This window comes from Bradyrhizobium sp. AUGA SZCCT0158 (assembly GCF_018130065.1).
Taxonomy (GTDB): Bacteria; Pseudomonadota; Alphaproteobacteria; order Rhizobiales; family Xanthobacteraceae; genus Bradyrhizobium.
Genome location: NZ_JAFCME010000006.1, coordinates 217,423 through 242,705, shown reverse-complemented (window position 1 = coordinate 242,705; position 25,283 = coordinate 217,423). Strand labels below are relative to the sequence as shown.

Here is a 25,283-nt window from a genome sequence, read left to right as displayed (position 1 = left end):
TTCATTACGGTGGCTCTGTAACAAGGCGGACTTGGTCGATGTGGACTGCAGGCCGGGCCGCCAAGAAGGTTTTCAAGCAACCAGGCGCGTTCGCTTTGGCCGTGGTCACACAGTTTCGTGCCAACCAAGGTGTTTTGCTTGCTGGGGCGGTGGCGTACTACACGTTATTGTCGTTAGTCCCGCTGCTTATCCTCATTCTAATGGCCCTCTCCCATATCGTTCCGGAAGACCGCCTTCTTTTGACCCTAAGTGAATATCTCGAGTTTGTAATTCCCGGGCAATCAGCAGCCTTAGTGGAGGAAGTGCGGACGTTCCTCGCTCAGAAACAAGTCGTCGGCGGGATTCTGTTCGTCACTATGCTTTTCTTCAGTGCCCTGGCGTTCACTATTCTCGAGAACGCAATGTCGGTGATTTTCTTTCACCGAGTTAAAATTAAACGCCGACATTTCCTGGTCTCAGCCATAATGCCATACTTGTTCATCCTGTTTTTGGGCGTAGGGCTCCTCATCGTCACCGTCCTTTCTGGGGTGCTGCAGTTCGTCGGCACTCGAAGTATCGTGATTCTAGGTCAGCCACACTCCCTGAACCAATTCTCCATTGTTCTCCTCTATATCGTCGGAGTTACCGGTGAGATTTTACTGCTAACTGCGATCTATTTTGTCATGCCTGTGGGGCGACTGTCCCTGCGTCATGCGCTGATTGGCGGAGTGACGGCCACGCTCCTTTGGGAAGTGATGAGGCACATTCTGGCTTGGTACTACGCAACCATGTCTCAGATTCAACTTGTTTACGGCTCGCTCACCACGTCGATCGCTGTGCTATTGAGTGTTGAGCTTGGCGCATTGGTCTTGTTGATCGGCGCTCAGGTGATCGCAGAATATGAGCGGATTAGTCGCGAGCCAATTGAAGCGGCCTCCCGACCGGCGAAGCTGAAAGAATCGTAGTGGTGCCTTAACCTTTGAGCTTAATGCGATGCGAGGTGGAGTCTCTCGGTCTTAAGAGCAGCCTTCGCCTGGTTGAATTAGGCACATGGTTCGGTCGCTTGTTCAGCTTGATGCGCCCTCCTCGTCGTAGAATAGGCCATCGCCACTTTTGAAATGCAGATAAAATCTTCCCACCCGGAGCGACGTGCGCGACAGCCGTCAGGGTCTCGCTCTGGGGCTCCACATTGCCTCGCAGATTGCGCATGCGCACGGCGGCAGGTCAACGCGACGTCCACAGAGGATGAAACTCTGTTTGTCTTCACGATGCCGCTCACCCTGACAGCCGGTAAAAAAAACCTCCACAGCAGGCTTGCATGGAGGATTGGTTGAATCGGCGCGTTTGTGTCCCGTCATGTTGAGGACGTGTTCCCCCGATCGGAAACGCCGTCCAAAAACTTAATCCCTATCGCTCTGGGCGCTTCGGCTTTTGTTGTGGCCCGCGACCGCGGTGGACGGGGGCGTGAGGAACGCGTCGAAGCGTTCTTTTACGATCGCGTAGCACTCGCACGACGCCTTCTCCAAACCGTGACGATCCAGGACCTGAATCGCTCCGCGGCGATAGCTGATGAGGCCCGCGGTCTGCATCGATTGCGCTGCAAGCGTTACGGATTTCCGGTTGGCGCCGAGGATATGAGACAGAAATTCGTGGGTGTAAGGAAGAGCCTCTCCCTCGGCCCTGTCGTGCATCATTAGGAGCCAGCGGCACATCCGCTCTTCTGTCGCATGCATCGCGTTGCATGCGACCGTTTGCTGGACCTGAGACAGCAGCGTTTCCGAGTAGCTCACGAACAGGTCGCGCACGTGCTCGCTGTTCTTGAATTCATACTGCAACAGTTGGATAGGACAGCGGACCATATGGCCCTCGAGCTGCACGATGCACCGGTTGAAGGTGACGCGGCTGTACATAGCGGCGAACAGGCCGAACGCACCCTCGCGGCCGATATTCGCAGTCTCGAGCGCTGCACCATTTTCCAGCACGGTTAGCAGCGACAGCACCGAACCCTGGGGAAAGTAGGCATGCTTGAGCAGGCCTCCCGCGTCGCAGACCATATCGCCAAGTTTGAACGAGATCGGCTCGAGATGGGGATCTATTCGCTTGCGGCTGACCGGCTCCAACGCCCCCAGCAGTCGATTGCTTCGCAGATCATGGTCCGTTTGCACTTTAAGCAAAGCCTTCCGTTGTTCCGGTTCCGCTTCCTGCGTGATCCGGAAATTGGGGACGGCGATGGGAGCGCGTGGGATCCGGACCGTCATTTTGCACTCTTTCTGCAGGTGAGTCTGAGCAAAAGCGCTCAATCACCCGCGTTGATTACCGCGCTTGACTATTTGGAACCGACCATCGATCGAAGTTCCTCGACCAAGGCCGCCGTCCGGTAAGGCTTTCCAAAAAAACAACTGTTCGACGGGAGATCGCAGGTCTGAAGTTGCTGTTTGCCGGACACAATTAGGATCTTGATCGGGGGCCAACGGTTGCGCACCGCATGAGCCAATTTCAGCCCGTCCATACTGCCGGGCATGTCGATATCCGTGAAAAGCAGAGCAATATCGGCACGAGATTCCAGCAAGACGACCGCTTCATCTGCATCGCGGGCCTCGATCGCCGTGTATCCCGCTTCCTCGACGACCTCGACGGCAAGCATCCGCAGTAGGGGTTCATCCTCCACGACAAGGACGACTGGCCATGATCTGCTGGCTAATGTGCTCATCAGGGACCTAAATCCTTGTCGATCCCGGGATCATCCTTGTCCGCCTCGCCAGACCATAGCTCCGCCATCCGCAGGCAATGTTCTCTCAAATCGGGGTCAAGTGTTTCCTTGGCGAGCTGCCGAAGGTCCGAAGCGAGGCGCAGGCGCTCGAGCTCAAGTTTGCTATCGTTCTTCGAACTAGGCATGACCGCATCAATCCTCTAAAATCCAAGGTGAGTAGTCGCACGCCGGCACCGTCGCTGTCGGTGGTGCAGACCACAGAGCCTCATCATCGGCAGGATTGGGTGGAACTGGGCAGGTGAGCTATTTTGCTCAGACTCTCCCAAGAAAAGCGGACATACTTCAGCGGGACAGATTGCAAGTTTCGGGATCTATTGCCGGGCGCAACCGTGTTCGGAGCATTTGTTATGCATGAGTTCGCAGCAGTCCTGGAGCCGGTTGAAACTCCTTCTCCGGAAAGGCGGGACGAACTCGGCTATCGGCTGCGGCAACAGTCGCTACTCGGGGAGTTCGGGCGCACCGCCATGCAGACCCGCGACTTGCGGGAAATTCTGCAGCGCGCCACCGAACTGTGCGCCACCGGATTGCAGGCTGCGTTCGCCAAGGTTCTGGAATATGAACCGGCCGGAAAGCGTCTGATGGTGCGCGCGGGGGTTGGCTGGGCGCCGGGCACCATCGATGCCGTCTCAGTCGCCGCCGACATTGGATCGCCGGCCGGATACGCCTACCGGACCGGAGTTCCCATCATTTCGAACCACCTGGAGGCCGATACCCGCTTCCGCACACCACGGCTATTGGCTGCTTACGGCATCAGACGCGCCATCAACGTGCTGATAGAAAGGGGCGGAGAAGGTAAGGCCTTCTTCGGCGTGCTCGAAGTCGACAGTGCCGATCCCGGCCAGTTCGATCGGGACGACGCCAATTTTCTAGCCGGCTTTGCCGGCCTGCTCGGGATCGCGATCGAGCGTCAACAGGCCGATGCCAGGCTTGAAGAAGCGCTCAAGCACCAGGCATTGCTTACTCGGGAGATGAGCCACCGCGTCAAGAACAGCCTCACCTCCGTCGTGGGCCTGCTCCGTGTCCAGGCGCGCAGTGCCCAGTCCGAGGATGTGAAGAATGCGCTGCAAGACGCGAGTTTACGGGTGTCCACGATAGCCGAGGTACACGATCATCTTTGGCGCAGTTCACACATCGGCTACGTCGAACTTGCGGACTTCATGACCGAGCTCTGCAAGAAGCTACGAGGCAGTACCGGAAAGCACACCCTGCACTGCCACGCAGATCGAATGTTACTCGGGGCCGATCACGCAGTTCCCCTGGGTCTTTTGATCAACGAACTGGTCACCAACGCGGTCAAATACGCCTACCCGGAGGGAAGCGGCGACATTGAAGTCTCGGCCCGGGAAATGAACGGACACCTACACGTCGAAGTCTCCGACCATGGCACCGGCCTTCCAGAAGGGTTCGATATCGATCAGCCGCGAGCAAGCCTGGGCTTCAAGGTGGTTACCGGCATGGTGAGGCAGCTTCAGGGCCATCTTACGCTTTCAAACAATCAAACAGGGACTCGTTTCTTGCTCGATCTGCCCATCCTATCCCACCTCCACGAATCCAGTTCGGCTTGAACCGATACGATGTGTTCCGGTCAACTCGAAGGGAGGCAATGGGCCGGTCTCAGCCAATTAGACCCGCGTGTCATCTCGTGCCAAACTTGGCTTTTCGTAGAGAACTGCATTCAACAGCGAACGATGGACTTCGATTTTTCCGTTGTAGCTAATGAAGCCGAGCTTCCGGAATTTGTTCATGAAAAAGCTCACCCGCGAGCGTGTCGTGCCAATCATTTCAGCCAACGTCTCTTGACTGATATTCGGACTGATCGGCGTCGGATTGCCTTCCTTGCCGAAATTCGCCAGCAACAATAGAAGTCGGGCGAGGCGCTTTTCGCTCGAATTGAACAATTGGTCGATTAGGTCTTCCTCGACCCGGCTGTTCCGCTTCAATAGGTAGGCGACGAACAACTCCGAAAACTTCGGCTCGTCGTGCAGCGCCGCAATCATTGTCGACCTCCCTATTGCGGTGAGCAGACATTCCTCCATGGCGGTCGTTGTTGCGATGCGCAAATGATGACCGTTAATACAGCCCTCGCCAAAGAACTGGCCGGCTTCCAGGATCCCCACGACGGCTTCCTTGCCCTGATCCGACATGACGACGACCTTGACCCGGCCTTTTTGGATGTAAAACACGGCATCTGCCGCATCGCCCTGGGAAAAGATAATCTGATCCTTTTGGAATTTCGATATCGTTTTGCCCGCCCCGACTTTTTCAAGAAAGTCCTGTGGGTCAAACGAGTCTGTGCCTGACTTGCTTGCCATATCGTGCTCCGTCAGTTTATGAGGACAGCCAAGCCGCGCCAGGTTTCCTGAAGGATAAACGGATCGGCTTCCGTCTATCTGAATCACCTGCGTTGCCGGTATATCAATCATTGAACAGAGGAGAAACCGCGGTCACGCTGGGCCGGCGCGAAAAGCCGGTAGAAACCCAATGGGCGTGAGACAGACGACCACCCTGCGACCGGCAGCGGCCAACAGTCGCGGCGATGAGAACAATAGTCTCAGTGGAGGGTTCCTTGCTAACCCGAAATTAGCGGCGACGGCGGCCACGCGCTAGGCGCCCGAACGAGTTCTTCATCAGTTCTTCTATTTGCATCTGTCTTGCCAGCGCAGCGGACGGGAAGCTGGGTGGAAATGCGAAAAAGGCTCTCATTACCTTGGCCCAAGCTAACGGATTGACGCGCCCAATATCAGCGTTGCGCTCGCCTTCATCCATCTAGTACCGAACTGGAGACGGATTTAGGGCCTCAATTTCCCGGGCAAATGTAAATTTTACCTGCATTATTGGTCCACCTTCATCGCGCACGTCGATTGCCAAGTTATAGGCAGCTTCGTCGTGATGCTTCCGGGTCGCGTCCCTCGCGAAGTCCCAAGCAGCCTAGCATCTGGTCTCAGGTGCGGGATGTAGCGCCGGTGACTGAGTGCCGATCATGCTCCCGCCTGCCCAGAAGGGCACCGGAAGCGCGGAGTCGATTTCCTGTGGCGCCGTTCCTTCTGCCAAAAAAAACCCGCCGTTTCCGGCGGGCGAGGAGATATCATTGCTAAGCCCGCTTGCAGGCCGCCGGGCAGCTTATCAGGCTGACCTCGGTCTACCCTACCCGTAGGTTTTCAGCCGACTCCTTGCCGCGGTTTGCCACGACCTCATAGCTCACCTTCGCACCTTCATTGAGGCTGCTTAAGCCAGCCTTCTCCACCGCCGAAATATGTACGAACACGTCCTTTCCGCCATTGTCGGGTTGGATGAAACCAAAGCCCTTGGACGGATTGAACCATTTCACAGTACCTATCGGCACGTTCGTTCTCCGGTGTATCGTCCCCGGCGCGATCCTAAATGGGGCGCAGCTAAGCGCGCAAGAAAAACCCGCCGGGTTGAGTCGGGGCTATTCCAAAAGCCATCGCGGTTGTGAGTTCTGAGGCCGCGATCCGTTAGGAACGGCGCCCTGCGTCTTGAATTAACCCCACGTCGCATACGCCCTGACGCCCTGAACCTTGCGATGGCTGGAAGTAGGAACAAGCCTTGGACGGAGGAAGATGATCGCCGGCTGCTTGAATTACGAGACAGCGGCAGATCGTATGGCCATGAGACGCTCGGCATCCGCAATTAAAGGCCGTCTGTGCATTGTCCGAGCTCGGGCGAGATCCACCCCTAAGTCGCGCACCGAGCAGGCTCGGCAAGTTGCCGAGGAATACGCCGAAGACCAGCGTGAGATTATTAAGAAGCTGCGGAAGCCCCTTAACTAGACCCGCGTTGCAGCATCGGCACAAACGGCCCCGGCGCGGAGAACGCCACTCTGCACCAAAGGCCGCCAACCCAATGAAGGGTTTTCTCTCCCGGAGGGGCTTTCCGGGAGCGCAGAATCGATTCCTGGGGCGCCAGATCGTTCCTAGCTCCAAGAAAAACCCGCCGGTAGCTGCCCCCGGCGGGTTTCCTTACGCATTACTCTCGCGGGGGCTTTGGGGTCCGTTCCACGATTGCCTGCCAGCATATCGATCGGTGGTTAAAGAACTTTAGCTGGTCAATGCGTACGTCTTTTGAAGTCGTTTTTCGATTGCTTCAACGCGGCTTCCCGACGGAGTGCCTTGACGTTGCGAGGCGTCAGTGCTCGCCAACGTGCCCTTCGCAGTTGGCACGATCGCAATCGCAATCCCGTGGAGAGGAAAGTCGTCGAACGTCTGCAATTCCTCGTGAAATAACCATGCGAGATCAGTGCTCGAAATCTTGGTTTTCGCCATCCTTGCTAGCTCGCTGTGAATAACCGGCCGGTCAGTTTGGGCCGGCATTGCGGATGAAAAGTGCTTACGTAAAAAAGCAACTATAATGCGAGTGTCGCTAGCGTTTCGAGTCAAAAAACAGCGGGTACCTCATCGGTGCGCGCCTGAGCGCACAGGTGGGAGCACCATCAGATGCCAGCCAGACAATTGCCGAGCATGGCAAAGGCGATGCTGATCTTGAAGCAGGCGCGGCCTGCGTACAGTCGGATCAGGCGCTTCAACCCATCGCCGCCTGTTGTCGTCCCACCGTTTTCAGGGGCCGTCTGGGTTAGGGCCGGCACGGAAGTTACCGCTTCCGTCGGGTCTGCTTTTTGTGTAAACGTAAATAATGAAGAAGTCAATTTCCGTAAACGCAAAAAGACGCGGCAGGCCTGCTACTGGGCAAGATCCTGTTTCCGCGGTACGACTACCCGCTGATTTGACCGTCGAGATCGACGCTTGGGCCAGTAAGCACGGCGCGGAATCCCGCTCCGAAGCCATCCGCCGGCTTGTAGAGTTGGGATTGAAGGCAAAAACTAAATGATGGTTCTGTAATGCCGTGGTCGTTCAAAGAGCAGCGCCGTTTCATGGAGATAGCCGCATCCGCAAAATCCTTCGATGAAGTGGTGAAGCGCAGCGGTCGACCACCAAATTTCGTTCGCGCCGCCGCTCTTCGACTTGGAGTCAAGCTCGCCAAGCAGATTGCCTTGGACACTCAGGCGCGTACTGCGCGATCGAGGGCGAAATAGTGAACCGACTTCGAAATACATCGAGACCATGCCAGATGCCAAGAACTCCGTCTGGCCTACGCCATGTCGGAGACCGCGCTTCCTGACGCTAGGCCGCGGTCGCGCTGGCGGGTAATTATACCCTTTAGCGCAGCCGACGAGGTCATGGCGGAGCCTGGGCTGAAGGACGTCTTCAAGGCCGCCATAGAGCGAGGTTTTGCAATCGTGCCGGAGAGCGGCTGAAGGCGAAGGGGAAATGAGCGATCGGGCTTTTTTGATCGTTGGCGGCCTGCTCATCCTTTGCGGCGGGATAGCATTTCTGATTTCTACGATCATTGGCTGAGGACATGGCCAAAATATCATGACGCGACCTGAACGCGCAATCTTGGGTATGGGTGTAGCCGCAATTCCAGGCGCGCTCGCGGCAGTCTGGTTTGTCCCGTCGGGCAGCTTCAATCTGGCGTTAGCGGTCCCGGTAGGCATAGAGTTGCTGGGAGCGTTCCTTGCACTGTGGCGCGTGCCGCCGTTTCCGTGGCTGGAAGCAAGGCTGAGTGATGAATGACGTTTTCCACACCCACGACGCGCTGTAGCCCTTCGTCGTTCCGATTCCCAAGGGATAAAAAATTTGCGCTAGGTGGTCCAGCCGCGCTTCAATAGCGCCATGCCCGCCCTCACCCGCCGCCCTCATCCCGACCGCTCCGACACTTGGCACGTCTACTACGGTGACGTGCAGGTCGGCACGATCGCAGTCCAATGCGGCTTCTTTCCGCTATCGCACCGTGGGCGGTCTCGCTCGGGTTACGCTGCAACCTTCGAGCAGGCGCGGGCATGCTTCGAGGCCGCCTGGAAAGACTAGCTGCCGAAATGCACGGAAGATGATTTTAACGAGTATCGGCGGGAACGCGCTTGGACAGCTTGGAAGTACGCCATGCACGAGGCCGGCCTCCCGCTGCCGACCCAATCGAACAGTGGACAGGCTCGCTGTTTCTGTGGCGCCACGATCGACGTAGCGGTAACCGAGCGTCACATTTACGAAGCGCATATGATGGATTCGCAGCTTGCATGAAGCACGTCAATCGTCGCCCCTAAGCGAACCAATTTCGTGACCGAATCGTTTTTAACTGCGGCAAAGTTCAATATCGATGTCCGCAATCTTGGGATCGTTGTCATCCTGATTGTCAGCGCCATCGTTGTCTATTGGTTCGTCGGACAACAGACCGCGTGATCTACCTCGGAGCAGACCACGGCCAAGTCCCGGTGGACAATCAGGTCCCTCTCAAGACCGAACCGCCAGGAAACTATCTCATCGATCGCAACGAGACTTACGCGGCCATGAAAATCGGTTGCCGATACGATCTAAATTATGCTCCCACGTTCCGGCGTAACCGCGGCGGTAACACTACTTAGGGCAGACCAAGCATATCCGGAGCGTCGTTCTAGTTGATTGTCCCTAGAGCCATGATGGAAGCCGGGAAATCTGCGAAGCAGTCCTGATGGTGGACGGCTGGCGCTAACGCCGCGAGAGTTTCATTATTTGCCGCCTGGACCGCATCAGCAGCAAGGTGAATTTGATCGGCGTGCTCTTCCGTCATGGTGAAAACAGGGCCTGGTTTGAAGGAGGCAGCAGTTGCCCCAGCAGCCCCAGCATGTCCGCCTGGTCATCATTGCGGCCGGCAGGGAAGCCAAGCAGCAGCCCGGCAGAGGTGAAGCAATGCGCTGATCCGACTGTACGCAGGCCGTGCCTGCTTCAAATCAGCATGGTGTTTGCCATGCTCGGCAAGTGTCTAGCTGGCATCTGAAAGACCGCCTGTGTGCCGATGGTGCGCAGGCGGCGTGTTTCGTCAAGAGAAATGCCGCCCGAAGGGCGGCTTTAAGTTTAACCTTTGACGTCCATCCACGGGGATGAGCTTCAACTGTTACTTCCGGTTCATGACCGTTTTGTTACAGGCGCCCCCGCCTGACTGCTTAGTCTGATGTTCTCGACGGGCATCTGCATCGCAGCAGCCCGTTCTTTCCGTTCCTTCTTGGAAAACTCGCGCTCGCGCTGCTCGAAAGCCGCAAGCTCCTTTTGCGCCGCCTCAAGAAAGCGGTCACGCGGTGTTATTGCCAACTGAGTGTGTCCCGTCATTACGCACCCCACTGATTGCCCGGCGCCTGTTCTACCCCAAGTGCGAGAACCGGGAAAAGGTTCGGCCACCTAAAATTACGGAATGATGACATTCGGCCACAGCGGAGGGAACCCTCGCACCGTAACTTCATCGTTTTGTCACGCAACAATTGCGTTCATCGACCCGTTGTCGTGCATCCCTTAGTGGAGAGCGCGCATGAAATTCGAAGTAACGCCGCGGCCCAAACATCTTATCAGCGCCGTTGCCATCGGCCTCGGGGGCATTGGGCTGCTCATCTTTTTGTCGGTGATCCGCTAAGCGGAACTTCGAGCGTTAGGAACCATCAGGCGCCGGAGGAATCGATTCTGCGCTCCCGGTATGCCCCTTTCCCCCTACCGGGAGAAAACCCCCACACTGGGTTGGCGGCCTCGGTGCAGTTGTTCTCCGCGCCGGGGCCGTTTACAATGATTGTTAAGCCGCCGAGTGAAAAATTCTGGCTAACTATTGAGATGGGGAAACACGGCAATCTTCCGGTCACCCTGCCAAAGCTCAACGTCGTGCCCGTCAACCAACTGCTTGGCGTGTTGCATGGCCGTGCCTTCATCCGTGCAAATTAGGTCAACGCGGCTCTGGACGTGGCCTTTCCGATCAAGAATGTAGGCCCTGTACTCTTGCATAGAGCTGCTCCAAGTCTGTGAGACGATTTTTGAGCGAGTCTAAACTACGTGTCCATTAAATCAGGATGCCCCCTGGGTTCGATTTTGGGCGCTGTGGTCAATAGGGAAGCACTTGAGCGCGACCAAATTGAACAATCTCCGGCCAAGGCCGTCTTAATATCGACGGAGGTTGGCCATGGACCAGAACGAGGATCCCCGCGAACTGGAACGCAAGATCGAGCAGGCGACCCGCATAGTCTCTCGCGTCACGGACCAGACGACCTATCAGCGCCTTACTGCTTGGGTCGAAGAGCTCAGACAGAAGCTACGGCAGCGCCAGGCGGCGAGACGGACCAAAGAGGAAATCAGGGCGCGCGCCCACGAGCTGTGGGTGCAGCACGGTCGTCCGAGTGGACGGGACCTGGAGTTCTGGCTGCAGGCGGAATCAGAATTGAAAGATCCCCCACCGCCAAGGTGAGTTTCCGAGTGCGGCTTAAATCGCCATAGATCAAACTTGAGACGGCCAGATGATTGGTGAATGCTGCAACCGTCGCTTGATCATCTCCTGGCGTAATTTCTCCGCGCGCTCGCGTACGCTAGGGCTAGCCGTGAATTGGCTCTTGTGCTTTCGATCAGCCTCGGCTTGCTGGCGAATGCTCTCATAGTATCGAACTACGCTTTCATCAGAAATTTGTTCTAAACTCATAACCCACTCCGAAGTAAATTCGCTTTTGCAATTTTAAAGTAGCCCGGTGCCTGCGTGATCCTGAAACAACTCAGCATCTCGGACATAACCGCGCATGGTTTCGACCGATTTGTGTCCCGACTGATCCATCATCTTGAAGATGTTCGCCCGGTTTGCTGCAGCCGATGTAAGAAAGCCGGCGCGGAGTGAGTGTCCGGAATAAGTTCGAGGATCGAAGCCAGCTCGCTCCGCATAAGCCTTCACGCAATTAGCGACCGAACGGCATGTAAGCCGCGAGGCCCGCACCGTCCCGGCCTTATCAATCGGCCGAAAGATTGGCCCAGCCTCAATCCGAGCTGCGACCAGCCAGGCTCGCAAAGCCTTTACAGGGCACATGACGTCCCCCCGGGGGACGGCAATCGATCGGCCCTCTCCCTCCTGGTCCGTCTTGCCGCGGCGGATTTTGATCCGCAGCCCCTCGTCGGTCTCCAACACGTCTGCCACGTCTAGCGCGACCAGTTCGGATCGACGAAACGCGCCGGCAAAGCCGACCAGTAACAACGCGCGGTCCCGCAACCCGGTCAGGTTCGCAGGCGCCAGCGCCGCCATGCTTTTCATCCGCGCCGCGACAGCCGGGGCTTTTTTGGTCGTTGCGCCACCGAACGTCCGGCGGATACCCCGCACTGTGGCTTTGACCCCTTCCGCATCGGTCGGGGTCTCGAGCCCTGCTAGTCTGTGGGCGTACCTGATGGCCGCGATCCGCCGGCCTATGGTTGATGGCTTTGCGGTCAAGGCCTCTGCGGCCAAATAGGACGCCACGGTCTCGGGCGAAGCCGGGAGCGCGCTGACGCCCTTGCCGTCGCAATAGGCTCTGAATAGCCGAAAGTCCGTCCCATAGGCCCTGCGCGTGCTGGGGGCCTTCTCAGCCTTGGCAAGGTCTAGGGCCGCGGCAAAGTCCTCGTTCAGCGTGGCCGGCAGGGTGACCATTGGGGGTGAGATCGGCAGCTTAATCACCATGACATTTCACTTCCGGGAATAAGGATTATCGGAAGCTAACATTATTGCGTGATAGCAAACAAGCTCGTGGTCAGGTTGAGACTGCGGCTGCGTGAGTCCATCTTGGATGGCACGCACCCGACGACCCGACCGACTGAAATCCCGCGATCCCGATCCTACAAGGGATTTGCGGTCCGGATGAACCTGGACGGTTGGCGGTCGCTGCTGCGGATGCTCTCTGCTGACGGATACAGCGCTTCATGCACAGGCAATCGAGGCGTTGAATGATTTGTTGAAGAAAAAGGGAAAGCGGCCCGCAATCGAAAACCCGCTACGGGATGACGTCTAGCCATCTCAAAGGATGCGGCCGAGCGCCCTTACGGGGATAGGAACAACCCCTCCCTCAAATGATTGTCGGGCGGAGAAGGAGATTGGCTATGTCGGTACGCCTCCCCGTCAAATTGCTCATTACAGCTGCTCTTGTGCTTTCGCCCATTGCCTCATTTGCTCAAGGCGGCGGAGGCGGAGGCGGTGGTGGAAGTTCGGGCGGCGGGTCCGCGGGGGGCGGCGCGTCTGCCGGCGGCGCTTCGGCAGGGTCTGTTGGGACCAGCCCTGGAACCGCAGCTCCTAGCGCAGGCTCCGCTGGAGCTGGCAGCTCGGCAATCAGTGGCGCACCGAACGGCCCCGGCAATCCTGCGGGTCTCAACAATTCGTTGAATGACCCCAGTGGGGCAGCGAATGCTGCTACAGCACCGAATGCACCGGGAACGAATACGGTAGGGACCGCAAACTCTAGTGGTTCGCTTGGAAATGCTAGCGGGGGAAACTCTGCACCTCGCGGCTCTGTTACAACGGGGACGGCAGGTAACAGAGCCGGCGGCACAAGCACTGGCCGCATCGATGGTACGGTGACACCGGGTGGCCCAACGACTCCCGCTGACGCGGTAATTAACCAAGAGAACGCCAAGGTCGATGCGAAGGTGAAAAGTATCTGCAAGGGCTGCTAAAGAGCGCCCTATCCCGGCGTTCGCGACCGCTCGACGTGTGCCAATGCCTTGTCTCGCAGCACGCAAAAAGAAGCAGCGTTCTTTGAATCGAAATATGTTGTCTAACTCGCCCGCAGCCATTGATTTTCAAAAGAGATTTTTCCCAAGCTTTGCAACGAGAGCGATGCATCCATAGTCCAAAATCTCCTCATAGTGATCGTACACCGCTTCGTAGCGCTTGTAGGTTTCCCAACGCATCCATTTCGGCTTCGGGGGGAAATCCCACTCATCGGGATCTAGGTCCGCGATTAGCCGTGACTTGATCCGGGCTTTGCCCGCGTGCGCCCGATTTGTGACGTCATTAAACTGCGACTGATAGGCAACTTGCCTGCCCCAGGTTTGGCGGCTGCAAAATCGAGGGGCACCATTTGGCTTCCATAACACCGAAGCCCGTCGATTTTTGATGGGGCAAATAAAGTACCATTGCCGGCCACCGAAATGCCGTTTCTCCGATACGAGCGTGATCCGTTGGTCAAGATTCCCGATCTGAATTCGAAACCAACCTGCATGCGGCGCTGTCATGTCCGCCGTGATCAGACCAGTCGCAACGTCGCCCCAATACGAATGCGTCCACGTAATGCCCCGAAGGCCGATGTTCGCGTCCCGGCGAATGAACCCTTTTTTTGCGAGCCTATTTAAATCGAGCTTCAATCCATCTTGTAAGCAAACCCGCTGACGGCTTTTACCCATTCACTCCTCCTAAATTAGGACAATAGTCCGCCTTCCGCGTCCTCCCCCTCCCCAGGAACTGTCCTGAAAAGAGGAGCGGTATAGAGGGAGCACATTTCAGCACCGTTTACCGAGGACTGCCCTTTATCGGTGGCCAGCCGCCTCCCCGTTGCGCAACACAGCAACAACACCGGGGTTCGTGATCCTCGCTATCCCTCAGCCCATGCTCGGGCAGTCGGGCCGTCGGAAGGGCTTTCACCTGAAGTTCCGGCGGTGCAACCCGGATTTTTGGTCCGGTAACCTGACGGCTGATGACGTCCACGAGCAGAGAAGGCCCCAGTGCGCGGACGAGAACGGGGACAGTCGTCAAACCAACCCGTTCTTTAGCCCGCGCTCAATCAGCTACCGCTGGGCGCCCTTCTCTACTTCCCTCTACTTTGGATTGGCGCGACCGCAAATTTGCCAGTGCTGGTAAAAGCTCAATAGTGTCAGCCAGCCGCGATAGCTTAGTTTGCCAAGTTAAGTACTTGAGGTTAGTCGATGTGTCCGTTCTGCTGGGATCGCCAATAATTTCAATATGATACGCGGCGCAAGTAAAAAACTCGCGACTCATTTCGTTGCAAGCAAGACCCTTTAGATACTCGACGCTCCCGATCAGGCGTTTGTGAATTTTTCTGATGGAGTGTCACGGCAAGAATTATTCGATCTTCGAAGGCGATCAGCCAAATTCGTGGCGATGGGCTGTGTCGCTCGACGATCTCACCACGAAAACAGGCGAAGCCAAGACGCGCAGCGCCGCCGTGACAGCGATCGTACTTGCCGTTGACCGCGCTTGCAAGACCGCATCCGCCCCGCTGAGTGTGGCGCGTCTTTGAGCGATACTGGAGAACGCGTGGTGGCGGCGAACGCGCAACAAGCGCGTCACTTCAACGAATTGCTTTGTCAATTTTTTCAACGTCCGTGACCTGAATCACAGACAGATAGCGCCAGAATTGCGATGCTGATTAGATCAGACGATCGTGTCGGCCTACTGTTTCGATTTGATGATTTTCTAAGATGCTCGGTTTGTTTCGATTACGCAGGACTGAAGCTGGCTGCCTTGTTTTGAAGGCGACATCGATCGCGCTGTACCTTGGAAACAGCCCGGTATTTTTGACCGGCACATCACGAGGACGCACATCATGACTGCTCCCGTCGTATCCATCGGCAATCGAAGCATGCTGTCCAACCACTGGCAGCGGCTGCAGCCCTGGATCAGCTATTCCGATGCCGACGGCAACCCAGCGGTAAGCTACCAGCTCTTCGATAGCGGTACGTCCGCGACCAGCGGCTATTTCTGGACTCCCACAAATGCCCATTGGGCCGCCGGCACCACGATTGACGTTCCGGCGTCGCACTCTCCGACGTCTGGCTGCGTTCCGGTTCGGCCAGCGGCAGCGAGACAATGTGGGTACGCGCGTTCGACGGAATAGACTGGAGCAGTTGGGCTTCGTTTACCTTCACGACGACGCCCAATGGAATCCCGATTGCCGCGATCAGTGACCAATCGGTGCACCTCAATACATACATGGAAACAGGTATCCACCCTGCTGAGCTACTCCGACCCCAACGGAGATGCCGCCACCAAATACCAGTTCTGGGACAGCGGCACGTCGGCGACCAGCGCCTATTTCTGGACTCCCACCAACACGCATTGGGCCGCCAACACGACGATCGAAGTTTCAGCTGCCGAGCTTGCCAATGTCTGGTTCCGGAGCGGCTCGACGACCGGCTCCGAGACGTTGTGGGTACGCGCTTCGACGGCTCCGACTGGGGCGCCTGGGACACTTTCACGGTGACTTCGACGAACGCAACGCCTGTCGCGACCGTCAACGATCATACGCTGCATGTTGGTCAATGGGCCAAGATCGACAATTGGACCAGCGTGGTCGACGGGGATAGCGATACGATCACGAAGTACCAGTTCTGGGACAGTGGCACGGCCGCAACCAGCGCCTATTTCTGGACACCCAATAATTCTCATTGGGCCGCCAATACCACCATCGAAGTTTCAGCCGCCGATCTCGCCAATGTCTGGATAAAGGGCGGCTCGGCGACAGGCTCCGAGACGCTGTGGGTTCGTGCGTTCGACGGCTTCGAATGGGGCGCTTGGGATACCTTCACCCTGACGTCGACGAACGCAACGCCTGTCGCCACCGTCAACGATCATTCGCTGCATGTCGGTCAATGGGCCAAGATCGACAGTTGGATCAGCGTGGTCGACGGGGATAACGATACGATCACGAAGTACCAGTTCTGGGACAGTGGCACGGCCGCAACCAGCGCCTATTTCTGGACGCCCACTAATTCGCATTGGACCGCCAACACCACCATCGAGGTTTCCGCCGCCGATCTCGGCAATGTCTGGGTCCAGGGCGGTACCGCGACGGGGTCCGAGACGCTGTGGGTCCGCGCATTTGACGGCACCGAATGGGGGGCTGGGATACGTTCGTGCTGACATCGACGATAAATACCGTTCCCGTCGCGACCATCAATGACCAGTCGCTGCACGTCAACCAGTGGGTCAAGCCGCAGAACTGGCTCAGCGCGTCCGATGCCGAAGGCGATACAATTACCAAGTACCAGTTCTGGGACGGCGGCGGGGTACAGACAGCGGTTACTTCTGGTCCTCCACCAATGCGCATTGGGCCTCGGGCACCACGATCGACGTTTCGGCCGCCGATCTCGGCAATTTCTGGCTGCGCACCGGTGCGACCACTGGCTCCGAAACCATGTATGTGCGCGCGTTCGACGGCACCGCGTGGGGCAACTGGGACAGTTTCACCCTGACGTCGACGAATACGGCGCCGACCGCGACGGTCAACGACCATACGCTGAACGCGGCCCAATGGGCCAAACTCGTCAATTGGACGACGTCGTCCGACGCCGATGGCGACGCGATTACGAAGTACCAGATCTGGGACGGCGGCTTGTCCGCAACCAGCGCCTATTTCTGGACACCCACCGATTCACACGTGGCGGCCGGTACGGCCGTTGATATCGCACCATCCGACCTCGCCAATATCTGGGTGCGAGGCGGCACGGCGGGCGGTACCGATACCATGTACATACGGGCTTTCGATGGAACCGCGTGGGGCAATTGGGACTCGTTCGCGTTGACGACGCTGGCTAATCATGCACCGGTGGCTTCGATCAACAACCAGACCCTGCACGTCAATGAGTGGAGCCAGATCGGCAACCTGGTGTCCTATTCCGATGCCGACGGACATCCGGCAACCCAATATCAGTTCTGGGACGGAGGCTCCGGCGCTAACAGCGGCTACTTCTGGACGCCCACGAATTCCCACTGGGCTGCCAGCACGGTGATCGATGTCAGCCCAGCCGACCTCTCCAATGTCTGGCTCCGTGGTGGCGCTGCGACCGGCGGCGAGACCATGTATGTCCGCGCGTTTGATGGAATCGACTGGAGTGCGTGGCATTCGTACGTGCTCACGACCATCGTCTAGAGCCCTGTCCGTTCCGATTGAAACCGGAACGGGGCTCTGGATTTTTGATCTGACGCGTTTTCTTGACACGAACCGGTAGCGTCTTCGCTGGAAAACGCTCCAGCGACGACCCAACGCAACGTTGCCGGACCTTCTCGCGCCTAGGTCCGGATTCGCGTGCAGACCGGTTCCCTCGCTACACGAATCGATGCAGATTTGGCGTGCGTCAGTCTCCTGCAAGTGGTCCAGACAAACGCCATCCGGCTGCACTGCCAATCTGGCCCGAGCGCGGCGCTGGACACCGGCTCCGGATACGCCAGTCCGGTCGCAACACCGCCCGCGACGCAGGCGAACAAAACGATCGCTGCGGCGAGAACGACATTTTTAGGGGTGCACCAATTCGGGATCATGGCCGTCGTTCCTTTCAGGACCTGCCGCAACATAGGCTCGCGCCGGCCGTCCTTATGTGAGCGAATTCACAGTGTTTCGGCTTTCAGGTGCGACCGATTGCGCCGGCACGTTCCGGCCCAAGCGGGGCGGCGCTACCGATCGTATCGGGTTCCCTCTCCCGACATCCGACCGCGCCACAACCTGTGCGCTATCTGCCGGATCAATTCTGCAACACTCGCACGCCAAGATGCGCGGCAGGGGTATAAGTCCCGCAAATTCGTTGCGCGCGTGCAGAGGTTGATCAACAGTGTTGGTTTGGGGAAAGCGCGTGTGCGGAGCGTGCCATGAGCAAGCAGGAAGTGGGCTACGACTACGATCGCTATCGAAAACTCCTGGCTGAAGCGACCGACGATGCCAAACGGCTCGAACTCATCGATCTCATGATCAAGGAGGGAGCCCGCGACAGGCTGGAAGCCCAGCGGACTTCCGATCGCGTGGCGATGACGGCCGTGACGGTTGCGAAAATTCTCGGTCCGGGCGGCCGCCGCGACCAATCCAGGACTGATTAGAACAGCGACTGATTGGAACAGCCACTGCCTGGCTCGGCTCGGAACCGGGTTTCAGCCGTCGCTTGTGTCGAGGCCAACGCCATTGGCGATCCGGCCACGGCCGCCGCTAGAGCCTTTCCGTTCCGATGGAATCGGAACGGGGCTCTAGATTCTTGTCTTGACGCGTTTTCTTGACGCGAACCGGTGTCCACTTCGCTGGAAAACGCTTTAGCGCGCTCACCGGCAGCGGTCGACCAACCGGGTCGTTCACGGAAATCTCCCTGTTTGCCCCCTTCGGTGCTGGCATTTTGTCGCCGGTTCACCTACTGAAGCGCAAACCGCCATTCCCTGCGTTTCACAACCAATCAAGAAAACGACAAGGCCCCTTTTTATGAGTGGATTCAAGGAACCCAGCTTCGCCGACCGCCAGAAGGCCGCCCAGCAAGCGAGACAGAACATCCTGAACAAGTTCAAGGCCCAGCCCGGCCCTGACGATCCGGAGGTGAAGCAGCGTCAGGCCGAGCGCGAAGCGCAGGCGGCCGCCCGCGCCAAGGCCAAGGAAGCCCGCGAAGCCGCCAAGGCCGAAGCCAAGGCGCGCGAGGAAGAGGCTGCGGCCGCGGCTGCCGCCCAGCTTGCCCGCGAAAAGGAAGAAGAGGCCGCCAGACAGGCAGCCCTCGAGGCCGAAGCAAAGGCCAAGCGCGATGCGCGCTACGCGGCCCGCAAGAGCGGCAAAGGCAAGAAGAAGTAACGCGCTCGTTCGGGCGCGGGTAACCGCGCCGGAAATCGCAAGACTCCGCGCAGGCGAGCCCGATTGCAAAAGCAAACGACGGCTTGGCTATTGTTCATACCGTCTTTCGCCAACCCGCCGTCCTTTGATGGCATCCGTCTTCATCATGTCCTGTCCTTCTTCGTGACACTCCTGGCGTGTTGAATAGCGAGTCGTTCTTCGTGGGTCGTCCTTGCGCTTATAGTCCTGGACGGCGGCAGGAGAGCGCCGTTGCCGCCATAGCGGATAATTGAAGCAGGCCAGCGCACGCGTCCCGAGAAACGGAGGCGAACGCATGGTCGACGAGACCACAAAACCCCTCCCCGTCCTGCGTGTGCGCTGCGGCAGACCTTGAAGTCTGGCTCTGGAATCAGCCACTGCTGCCTTGAGCGACAGGCTGCCTCGAACGACCAGAACAGAAACTCTACGCACGGCCGCCGGCTAAACGGTGCTCAACGCCGGCTTGGACACGCCGATCAAGAATGCAATTCAGGGGAGAACCATGCTCACACGCCGCCATGTTCTCGGATCCGCGCTCGCCGCGCCTGCCATTCTTCGCTTCGGCACGGGCACCGCACACGCCGCAACGAGGCTGAAGATTTCGCATCAGTTTCCGGGCGGCACCATCGACAAGGGTGATTTCCGCGACCGCCTGTGCCGTACGTTCGCGCAGGAAGTGGCCAAGCGCAGCGGCGGCGAGATTGCGGCCGAGGTCTATCCGAACTCCTCGCTGATCAAGACCAACGCGCAATTCTCGGCGATGCGCAAAGGCGAACTCGATCTAAGCCTCTATCCCCTTCCCTATGCCGGCGGCGAGTTGCCGGAAACCAATATCGGCCTGATGCCCGGACTGGTTTCGACCTACGATCAGGGCTTGCGCTGGAAAACGCACCCCGTCGGCAAGGCGCTGACCGATTTCCTGGCCGACAAGGGCATCATCCTGCTGAGCTGGGTCTGGCAGGCCGGCGGCGTCGCCAGCCGGTCCAGGCCGATCGTCGATCCGGAAGACGCCAAGGGCCTCAAGGTTCGGGGCGGTTCGCGCGAGATGGACATGGTGCTGCTGACCGCGGGCGCAGCGGTGCTCTCGGTACCATCAAACGAACTCTATGCGGCGATGCAGAGCGGCGCCTGCGATGCCGGAATTACCTCCTCCACCAGCCTGATCTCGTTCCGTCTGGAGGAGGTCGCAAAATCGCTGACCTCGGGCGCGGGCGCCTCCTACTGGTTCATGCTGGAGCCGTTGTTGATGTCGAAGGCGAGCTTCGACAAGCTGCCCAAGAACCAGCAGGACATCATTCGCGCGGTCGGCGCTGACCTCGAAGCCTTCGGCAAGAAGGGTGCGCAGGACGACGATATCGAAGTCGCGAAGGTTTATGAGAAGGCCGGCGCCAAAGTCAGCGCGCTCGATGCGGCAACCGTCGCCAAGTGGCGCGACATCGCGCGCGATACTGCGTGGAAAGACTACAGTGCCGCGACGGCGACGTCGGCCAATCTGCTGAAGCTCGCAACCGACGTCGCCGCCTGATGCCCGGTGAAGCGGGCGAGTAGCGAATGGCGAATAGCGGGACTTCCATTTGCTATTCGCTACTCGCCATGCGCCTCTTCGCGTTCAACGCCGAAGCGACGCGGCTGACCGGCGGCCTGCCAATCAAGCGGCTGACCTCGTTCGTCGCAGCTAGCAGCTTTGTCATGTCCACGCCGGTTTTGATCCCCAAGCCCTCGAGCATATAGACCACATCTTCGGTCGCGACATTGCCGGTGGCGCCCGGCGCGTAGGGGCAGCCACCGAGGCCGCCGGCGGCGGAGTCGATCACGCGCGCGCCTTCCTCCATCCCCGCATAGAGGTTGGCCAATGCCTGCCCGTACGTGTCGTGGAAATGCATTGCGAGTTTTTCCATCGGCACGCTGCCGGCTACCGCTCGCAGCAGTTGCCGTGCCTTCAGCGGCGTACCGACGCCGATGGTGTCGCCGAGCGAGACCTCGTAGCAGCCGAGGTCCCACAGCGTTTTGGCGACGTCCACCACGGCCTGCGGCTTGATCTCGCCGTCGAAGGGACAGCCGAGCACGCAGGAGATATAACCACGCACCTTGACGCCGTCTGCCTTAGCGCGGGCGACCACCGGCTTGAAGCGCTCAATCGACTCCGCGATCGAGCAATTGATGTTGGCGCGGGAAAATCCTTCCGAGGCGGAGGCGAACACGGCAATGACCTTGGCGCCGGCCGCTTGCGAGGCTTCGTATCCCTTTTCGTTCGGCACCAGCACGTGGAACTCGCTGCCTGCGATATGGCTGACGCCACGCAACACCTGGTCCGAGCCAACCATCTGCGGGATCGCTTTCGGTGACACGAAGGCACCGACCTCGACGGTGTGCAATCCTGCACCGATCAACGCCTCGATGAAGGCAATCCGATCAGCCACACTGATCGGGGTCTTCTCGTTCTGCAGCCCGTCGCGCGGCCCTACTTCAATGATACGGACAGCGTCGCTCATTTCGGCCTCACGAGGCTGCAGGTTCGACTTCGGCAAGTTCTACGCCTTCGCCAACGATATCGCCGACCTTGCATTTGATCTTCTTCAACACGCCGGCAAACGGCGCGCGCAGGGTCTGCTCCATCTTCATGACTTCCAGCGTCAGGATCGCAGCCCCCTTCTCCAGCGTCGCCCCCTCCTCGGCCAGCAGCGCCACCACGGTGCCCGGCAACGGCGCCACGATCTTGTCCTCGCCGACATGCTCCTCGGTCTCGCCGCCGAACGGATCGACCCAATGCAGGTCGAAACGGCCGTTGCGGGTGCGCAGATAGAGTTCGTGACCCTCGATCACCGCGACGACATGGGATTTCATCCCGTCGAGCGTCAGATCAAAACCACCATCATCGGCAGGCGACGTCGTGAAAACGAACTGACGCTCGCCGATCGACAGCCTCGACGCCCCGTTGCCATAGTCCAGCGTGACCTTCTGCTCGGCGCCCTGTCCCTGGCGAAGCGCGAACACGCGCTGCCGCTGGCCGACCGGCTGCCAGCCAAAGGCCTGCCACGGCGAATGGGCCTCCTTGGCTGCGACCTTGCGCTCCTCGACTACGATAGCGGCGACCGCCGCACAGAGTTCCAGATCGCCGCAAGCGTATTTCGGGTCGGTCAGGCCTTTCAATTCGCGTTCAATAAAACCGGTGTCGATGGTGTTCGCCCGAACTTGCGGATGCGTCACCAGCGCTGACAGGAACGGGATGTTGGTCACGATGCCGCGGACGTCGGTCTCTTCCAGCCCGCGGTTCAGTCTCTCAATCGCGGCCTGTCGGGTCGGCGCCCACGCGATCACCTTGGCGAGCATGGCGTCGTAATAGGGCGACACCGCATCGCCGCTGCGATAGCCGGCATCGATGCGCAGGCCGTCAACGGCGTCAGGCGTGCGCCATGTCTTGATCCGGCCGACCGAGGGCATAAAATTCTTCTGCGGATTTTCCGCGTAGACCCGCGCCTCGATGGCATGGCCGTTCAGTTTGATCTCATTTTGCGCCAGCGGCAGCTTCTCGCCGAACGCCACCCGCAACTGCCATTCCACGAGATCGACGCCGGTGATCAGTTCGGTCACGGGATGCTCGACCTGCAGGCGGGTGTTCATCTCGATGAAGAACACCTCCTTGCCGTCGGAGACGAATTCGATGGTGCCAGCGCCGACATAATTGACCGCCGCGGCCGCCTTGCGCGCGGCGGCGCAGACCGCCTCGCGCTGGGCGGCGTCGAGCGTCGGCGACGGCGCTTCCTCGATCACCTTCTGATGCCGCCGCTGCAGCGTGCATTCGCGCTCCCAGAGCGAGAGCAGGTTGCCGTGGCTGTCGCCGATGATCTGCACCTCGATGTGGCGCGGATTCTGGACGAATTTCTCGATCAGCATGCGATCGTCGCCGAACGCGGCCTTTGCTTCGCGCTTGGCACTGACGATGGCAGCCGCCAGTTCACCGGCCGAATTGACCACGCGCATACCGCGCCCGCCGCCACCGGCGGAGGCCTTGACCAGTACCGGGAAGCCGATCTTGTCGGCGGCCTGCGCCAGAACAGCCTCGTCCTGGGCCTCGCCGTGATAGCCTGGCACCAGCGGCACGCCGGCCTTTTCCATCAGCGCCTTGGAGCCGGATTTGGAGCCCATCGCCGTCATCATCGCGGCGGTCGGACCGACGAACACCAGGCCGGCGTCGAGGCAGGCTTGCGCGAACTCGGCATTCTCCGACAGAAACCCGTAGCCGGGATGCACCGCTTCGGCGCCCGTCTGGCGCGCCGCTTCAATGACGCGCTCGACGTTGAGGTAGCTGTCGCGGGCCCGCGCCGGCCCGAGCAGCACGGCCTCGTCGGCCATGGCGACATGCATGGCGTCGCGGTCGGCCTCGGAATAAACGGCCACGGTGCGCAGGCCCATGGCGCGGGCGGAGCGGATCACGCGGCAGGCGATCTCGCCGCGGTTGGCGATCAAGAGCGTGCGGAAACGCCGGTATAGTTTCGAGCGGTCCATCTGCATCACATCCTGAACAGGCCGAACTTCGTCGGTTCGATCGGCGCGTTGCCAGCCGCGGACAATCCAAGGCCGAGCACCAGCCGCGTATCGGCGGGATCAATCACCCCATCATCCCATAGCCGCGCGGTGGCATAATAGGGACTGCCCTGGCTCTCATACTGGGCACGAATAGGCGCACGAAACTTCTCGTCCTCTTCGGCCGACCAGGTGTCGCCCTTGGCCTCGATACCGTCGCGCCGCACCTGGGCCAGAACCATCGACGCCTGTTCGCCGCCCATCACCGAGATGCGGGCGTTCGGCCACATCCAGAGGAAGCGCGGGCTGTAGGCGCGGCCCGACATGCCGTAATTGCCGGCGCCATAGGAGCCGCCGATCACGACGGTGAATTTCGGCACCCCGGCGGTCGCCACCGCCGTCACCAGCTTGGCGCCGTCGCGCGCGATGCCGCCGGCCTCGTATTTCTTGCCGACCATGAAGCCGGTGATGTTCTGCAGGAACACCAGCGGGATATTGCGCTGGCAGCACAATTCGATGAAGTGCGCGCCCTTCAGCGAGCTCTCGCTGAACAGGATGCCGTTATTGGCGATGATGCCGACCGGATAGCCCCAGATATGGGCAAAGCCGCAGATCAAGGTCGTACCGTAAAGCTTCTTGAACTCGTCGAATTCGGAACCGTCGACGATCCGCGCGATGATGTCATGAACGTCGAACGGCTTGCGGCCGTCGGCGGAAACCACGCCGTATATTTCTTCCGCCGGGAACAGCGGCTCGCGCGGCTCGCGCATGTTGAGCGCGGCGCGCGTCGGCGGCTTCAGCGTAGCCACGATGCGCCGCGCGATCCCGATCGCATGGGCGTCGTTCTGCGCGTAATGGTCGGTGACGCCGGACTGCCGCGAGTGCACGTCGGCGCCGCCGAGTTCTTCGGCCGTGACCACCTCGCCGGTCGCGGCCTTCACCAGCGGCGGTCCGCCTAGAAAGATCGTGCCCTGGTTGCGCACGATGATGCTCTCGTCCGACATCGCGGGCACATAGGCGCCGCCCGCCGTGCAGGAGCCCATCACAATGGCGATCTGCGGAATGCCAGCTGCCGACATCTGCGCCTGGTTGTAGAAGATGCGGCCGAAATGCCGCTCGTCGGGAAAGATCTCGTCCTGCAGCGGCAGGAACGCGCCGCCGGAATCGACCATGTAGACGCAAGGCAGATTGTTCTGCCGCGCGATGTCCTGCGCGCGCAGATGCTTCTTCACGGTCATCGGATAGTAGGTGCCGCCCTTGATGGTGGCGTCGTTGGCGACGATGACGCATTCGCGGCCCGAGATGCGCCCTACCCCGGTAATGACGCTGGCGGAATGGACGTCGCCGCCATAGAGACCGTGGGCAGCCAGCGGCGACAATTCGAGGAATGCGGTGCCGGGATCGATCAGCAGGTCGACGCGCTGGCGCGCCAGCATTTTGCCGCGCGAGGTATGCCGTGCGCGTGAGGTTTTACCGCCGCCGCCGGCAACCACCTTGAGTTTTTCTCTGAGGTCGGCGACGAGGCCGCGCATCACTTCGGCGTTGCGGGCAAAATCGGCGGATGTGGGATCGATCGTTGAATGAAGCGACATGGCCTATCGTTTCTTTGGGTGACGGGCGGTTGGTGCGTGG

Annotated in this window: 22 protein-coding genes; 10 read left to right on the top strand and 12 right to left on the bottom strand. The window is 59.3% G+C overall.

All coding sequences use genetic code 11. The annotated features are described in order from the left end of the window. Positions 1-38: 38 nt before the first annotated feature. Positions 39-944 carry a YihY/virulence factor BrkB family protein gene (locus JQ574_RS11395; protein WP_212209470.1) on the top strand — a complete coding sequence of 302 codons (906 nt, stop codon included), beginning with the start codon at positions 39-41 and terminating at the stop codon, positions 942-944. 435 nt (positions 945-1,379) lie between these two features. Here the strand turns inward: JQ574_RS11395 and JQ574_RS11390 are convergent, their stop codons facing one another. From JQ574_RS11390 to JQ574_RS11380, 3 genes are all read right to left on the bottom strand, one after another. Beyond that, complete coding sequence (locus JQ574_RS11390; protein WP_212383540.1) at positions 1,380-2,153, bottom strand: Crp/Fnr family transcriptional regulator; 774 nt, start codon at positions 2,151-2,153, stop codon at positions 1,380-1,382. Between the two features lie 152 nt (positions 2,154-2,305). After that, positions 2,306-2,689, bottom strand: coding sequence for a response regulator (locus JQ574_RS11385; RefSeq protein WP_212209469.1), 384 nt, complete (start codon positions 2,687-2,689; stop codon positions 2,306-2,308). Next, positions 2,689-2,874, bottom strand: coding sequence for a hypothetical protein (locus JQ574_RS11380; RefSeq protein WP_212209468.1), 186 nt, complete (start codon positions 2,872-2,874; stop codon positions 2,689-2,691). Before JQ574_RS11380 ends, JQ574_RS11385 begins: the two co-directional genes overlap by 1 nt. Before the next feature lie 222 nt (positions 2,875-3,096). Between JQ574_RS11380 and JQ574_RS11375 the strand changes: the two genes are divergently transcribed. Next, the gene (locus JQ574_RS11375) at positions 3,097-4,314 is read left to right on the top strand and encodes a sensor histidine kinase (protein WP_212209467.1); all 1,218 of its coding nucleotides are present in this window, start codon (positions 3,097-3,099) and stop codon (positions 4,312-4,314) included. A 57-nt stretch (positions 4,315-4,371) separates the two neighbouring features. On the opposite strand, the gene JQ574_RS11370 is transcribed toward JQ574_RS11375, so the two are convergent. The 3 genes from JQ574_RS11370 to JQ574_RS35675 all read right to left on the bottom strand — a co-directional run bounded on the left by JQ574_RS11370 (position 4,372) and on the right by JQ574_RS35675 (position 7,820). Beyond that, the gene (locus JQ574_RS11370) at positions 4,372-5,061 is read right to left on the bottom strand and encodes a Crp/Fnr family transcriptional regulator (RefSeq protein ID WP_212209466.1); all 690 of its coding nucleotides are present in this window, start codon (positions 5,059-5,061) and stop codon (positions 4,372-4,374) included. Positions 5,062-5,888: 827 nt separating this feature from the next. Beyond that, positions 5,889-6,092 (bottom strand): cold-shock protein, encoded by a 204-nt coding sequence (locus JQ574_RS11365; RefSeq protein WP_212209465.1) that lies wholly within the window; start codon positions 6,090-6,092, stop codon positions 5,889-5,891. A gap of 1,494 nt (positions 6,093-7,586) precedes the next feature. Then, the gene (locus JQ574_RS35675; RefSeq protein ID WP_212209463.1) at positions 7,587-7,820 is read right to left on the bottom strand and encodes a hypothetical protein; all 234 of its coding nucleotides are present in this window, start codon (positions 7,818-7,820) and stop codon (positions 7,587-7,589) included. A gap of 1,060 nt (positions 7,821-8,880) precedes the next feature. On the opposite strand from JQ574_RS35675, the gene JQ574_RS35495 reads away from it, so the two are divergent. Continuing rightward, positions 8,881-9,003: a hypothetical protein gene (locus JQ574_RS35495; RefSeq protein ID WP_283813711.1), complete on the top strand. Its 123-nt coding sequence runs from the start codon at positions 8,881-8,883 to the stop codon at positions 9,001-9,003. A gap of 702 nt (positions 9,004-9,705) precedes the next feature. Here the strand turns inward: JQ574_RS35495 and JQ574_RS11355 are convergent. After that, on the bottom strand, positions 9,706-9,906 hold the full coding sequence (locus JQ574_RS11355; protein ID WP_212209462.1) for a hypothetical protein: 201 nt from the start codon (positions 9,904-9,906) through the stop codon (positions 9,706-9,708). Positions 9,907-10,317: 411 nt separating this feature from the next. Between JQ574_RS11355 and JQ574_RS11350 the strand changes: the two genes are divergently transcribed. Both JQ574_RS11350 and JQ574_RS11345 read left to right on the top strand, forming a co-directional pair. After that, a complete protein-coding gene (locus JQ574_RS11350) occupies positions 10,318-10,503 on the top strand; it encodes a hypothetical protein (protein ID WP_212209461.1) in 186 nt (61 codons plus the stop codon). 235 nt (positions 10,504-10,738) lie between these two features. After that, complete coding sequence (locus JQ574_RS11345) at positions 10,739-11,020, top strand: DUF2934 domain-containing protein (protein WP_212209460.1); 282 nt, start codon at positions 10,739-10,741, stop codon at positions 11,018-11,020. Between the two features lie 261 nt (positions 11,021-11,281). On the opposite strand, the gene JQ574_RS11340 is transcribed toward JQ574_RS11345, so the two are convergent. Together JQ574_RS11340 and JQ574_RS11335 are read right to left on the bottom strand one after the other, a co-directional pair. Next, positions 11,282-12,244, bottom strand: coding sequence for a site-specific integrase (locus JQ574_RS11340; RefSeq protein ID WP_249119254.1), 963 nt, complete (start codon positions 12,242-12,244; stop codon positions 11,282-11,284). Positions 12,245-13,356: 1,112 nt separating this feature from the next. Beyond that, positions 13,357-13,959 (bottom strand): hypothetical protein, encoded by a 603-nt coding sequence (locus tag JQ574_RS11335; RefSeq protein ID WP_212383530.1) that lies wholly within the window; start codon positions 13,957-13,959, stop codon positions 13,357-13,359. 1,762 nt (positions 13,960-15,721) lie between these two features. Here JQ574_RS11335 and JQ574_RS11330 point away from each other — a divergent pair. The 5 genes from JQ574_RS11330 (at position 15,722) to dctP (ending at position 20,652) form a co-directional block, all read left to right on the top strand. Then, a complete protein-coding gene (locus JQ574_RS11330) occupies positions 15,722-16,435 on the top strand; it encodes a hypothetical protein (RefSeq protein WP_212383528.1) in 714 nt (237 codons plus the stop codon). Positions 16,436-16,496: 61 nt separating this feature from the next. Beyond that, positions 16,497-17,444 carry a hypothetical protein gene (locus tag JQ574_RS11325; protein ID WP_249119253.1) on the top strand — a complete coding sequence of 316 codons (948 nt, stop codon included), beginning with the start codon at positions 16,497-16,499 and terminating at the stop codon, positions 17,442-17,444. Between the two features lie 713 nt (positions 17,445-18,157). Beyond that, positions 18,158-18,382, top strand: a complete 225-nt coding sequence (locus JQ574_RS11320) for a hypothetical protein (protein WP_212209457.1) — start codon at positions 18,158-18,160, stop codon at positions 18,380-18,382. Positions 18,383-18,752: 370 nt separating this feature from the next. Further along, positions 18,753-19,109 carry a DUF6481 family protein gene (locus tag JQ574_RS11315; RefSeq protein WP_212209456.1) on the top strand — a complete coding sequence of 119 codons (357 nt, stop codon included), beginning with the start codon at positions 18,753-18,755 and terminating at the stop codon, positions 19,107-19,109. Between the two features lie 520 nt (positions 19,110-19,629). Next, complete coding sequence (gene dctP, locus JQ574_RS11310) at positions 19,630-20,652, top strand: TRAP transporter substrate-binding protein DctP (protein WP_212209455.1); 1,023 nt, start codon at positions 19,630-19,632, stop codon at positions 20,650-20,652. A gap of 52 nt (positions 20,653-20,704) precedes the next feature. Here dctP and JQ574_RS11305 read toward each other — a convergent pair whose 3' ends face one another. From JQ574_RS11305 to JQ574_RS11295, 3 genes are read right to left on the bottom strand one after another with little or no spacing between them, the layout of a single operon-like run. Continuing rightward, positions 20,705-21,619 carry a hydroxymethylglutaryl-CoA lyase gene (locus JQ574_RS11305; RefSeq protein ID WP_212209454.1) on the bottom strand — a complete coding sequence of 305 codons (915 nt, stop codon included), beginning with the start codon at positions 21,617-21,619 and terminating at the stop codon, positions 20,705-20,707. A gap of 7 nt (positions 21,620-21,626) precedes the next feature. Then, entirely contained in the window at positions 21,627-23,633 is a 2,007-nt protein-coding gene (locus JQ574_RS11300) for an acetyl/propionyl/methylcrotonyl-CoA carboxylase subunit alpha (protein WP_212209453.1), read from the bottom strand. 5 nt (positions 23,634-23,638) lie between these two features. Continuing rightward, positions 23,639-25,243, bottom strand: a complete 1,605-nt coding sequence (locus JQ574_RS11295; RefSeq protein WP_212209452.1) for a carboxyl transferase domain-containing protein — start codon at positions 25,241-25,243, stop codon at positions 23,639-23,641. Between the last annotated feature and the right edge of the window lie 40 nt (positions 25,244-25,283).

Coding starts and splice junctions, on each gene's coding strand:
- JQ574_RS11395 (WP_212209470.1), top strand. CDS start 39: ATGTGGACTGCAGGCCGGGCCGCCAAGAAGGTTTTCAAGCAACCAGGC.
- JQ574_RS11385 (WP_212209469.1), bottom strand. CDS start 2,689: ATGAGCACATTAGCCAGCAGATCATGGCCAGTCGTCCTTGTCGTGGAG.
- JQ574_RS11380 (WP_212209468.1), bottom strand. CDS start 2,874: ATGCCTAGTTCGAAGAACGATAGCAAACTTGAGCTCGAGCGCCTGCGC.
- JQ574_RS11375 (WP_212209467.1), top strand. CDS start 3,097: ATGCATGAGTTCGCAGCAGTCCTGGAGCCGGTTGAAACTCCTTCTCCG.
- JQ574_RS11370 (WP_212209466.1), bottom strand. CDS start 5,061: ATGGCAAGCAAGTCAGGCACAGACTCGTTTGACCCACAGGACTTTCTT.
- JQ574_RS35675 (WP_212209463.1), bottom strand. CDS start 7,820: ATGTATTTCGAAGTCGGTTCACTATTTCGCCCTCGATCGCGCAGTACG.
- JQ574_RS11355 (WP_212209462.1), bottom strand. CDS start 9,906: ATGACGGGACACACTCAGTTGGCAATAACACCGCGTGACCGCTTTCTT.
- JQ574_RS11345 (WP_212209460.1), top strand. CDS start 10,739: ATGGACCAGAACGAGGATCCCCGCGAACTGGAACGCAAGATCGAGCAG.
- JQ574_RS11340 (WP_249119254.1), bottom strand. CDS start 12,244: ATGGTGATTAAGCTGCCGATCTCACCCCCAATGGTCACCCTGCCGGCC.
- JQ574_RS11335 (WP_212383530.1), bottom strand. CDS start 13,959: ATGGGTAAAAGCCGTCAGCGGGTTTGCTTACAAGATGGATTGAAGCTC.
- JQ574_RS11320 (WP_212209457.1), top strand. CDS start 18,158: ATGAGCAAGCAGGAAGTGGGCTACGACTACGATCGCTATCGAAAACTC.
- JQ574_RS11315 (WP_212209456.1), top strand. CDS start 18,753: ATGAGTGGATTCAAGGAACCCAGCTTCGCCGACCGCCAGAAGGCCGCC.
- dctP (WP_212209455.1), top strand. CDS start 19,630: ATGCTCACACGCCGCCATGTTCTCGGATCCGCGCTCGCCGCGCCTGCC.
- JQ574_RS11305 (WP_212209454.1), bottom strand. CDS start 21,619: ATGAGCGACGCTGTCCGTATCATTGAAGTAGGGCCGCGCGACGGGCTG.
- JQ574_RS11300 (WP_212209453.1), bottom strand. CDS start 23,633: ATGGACCGCTCGAAACTATACCGGCGTTTCCGCACGCTCTTGATCGCC.
- JQ574_RS11295 (WP_212209452.1), bottom strand. CDS start 25,243: ATGTCGCTTCATTCAACGATCGATCCCACATCCGCCGATTTTGCCCGC.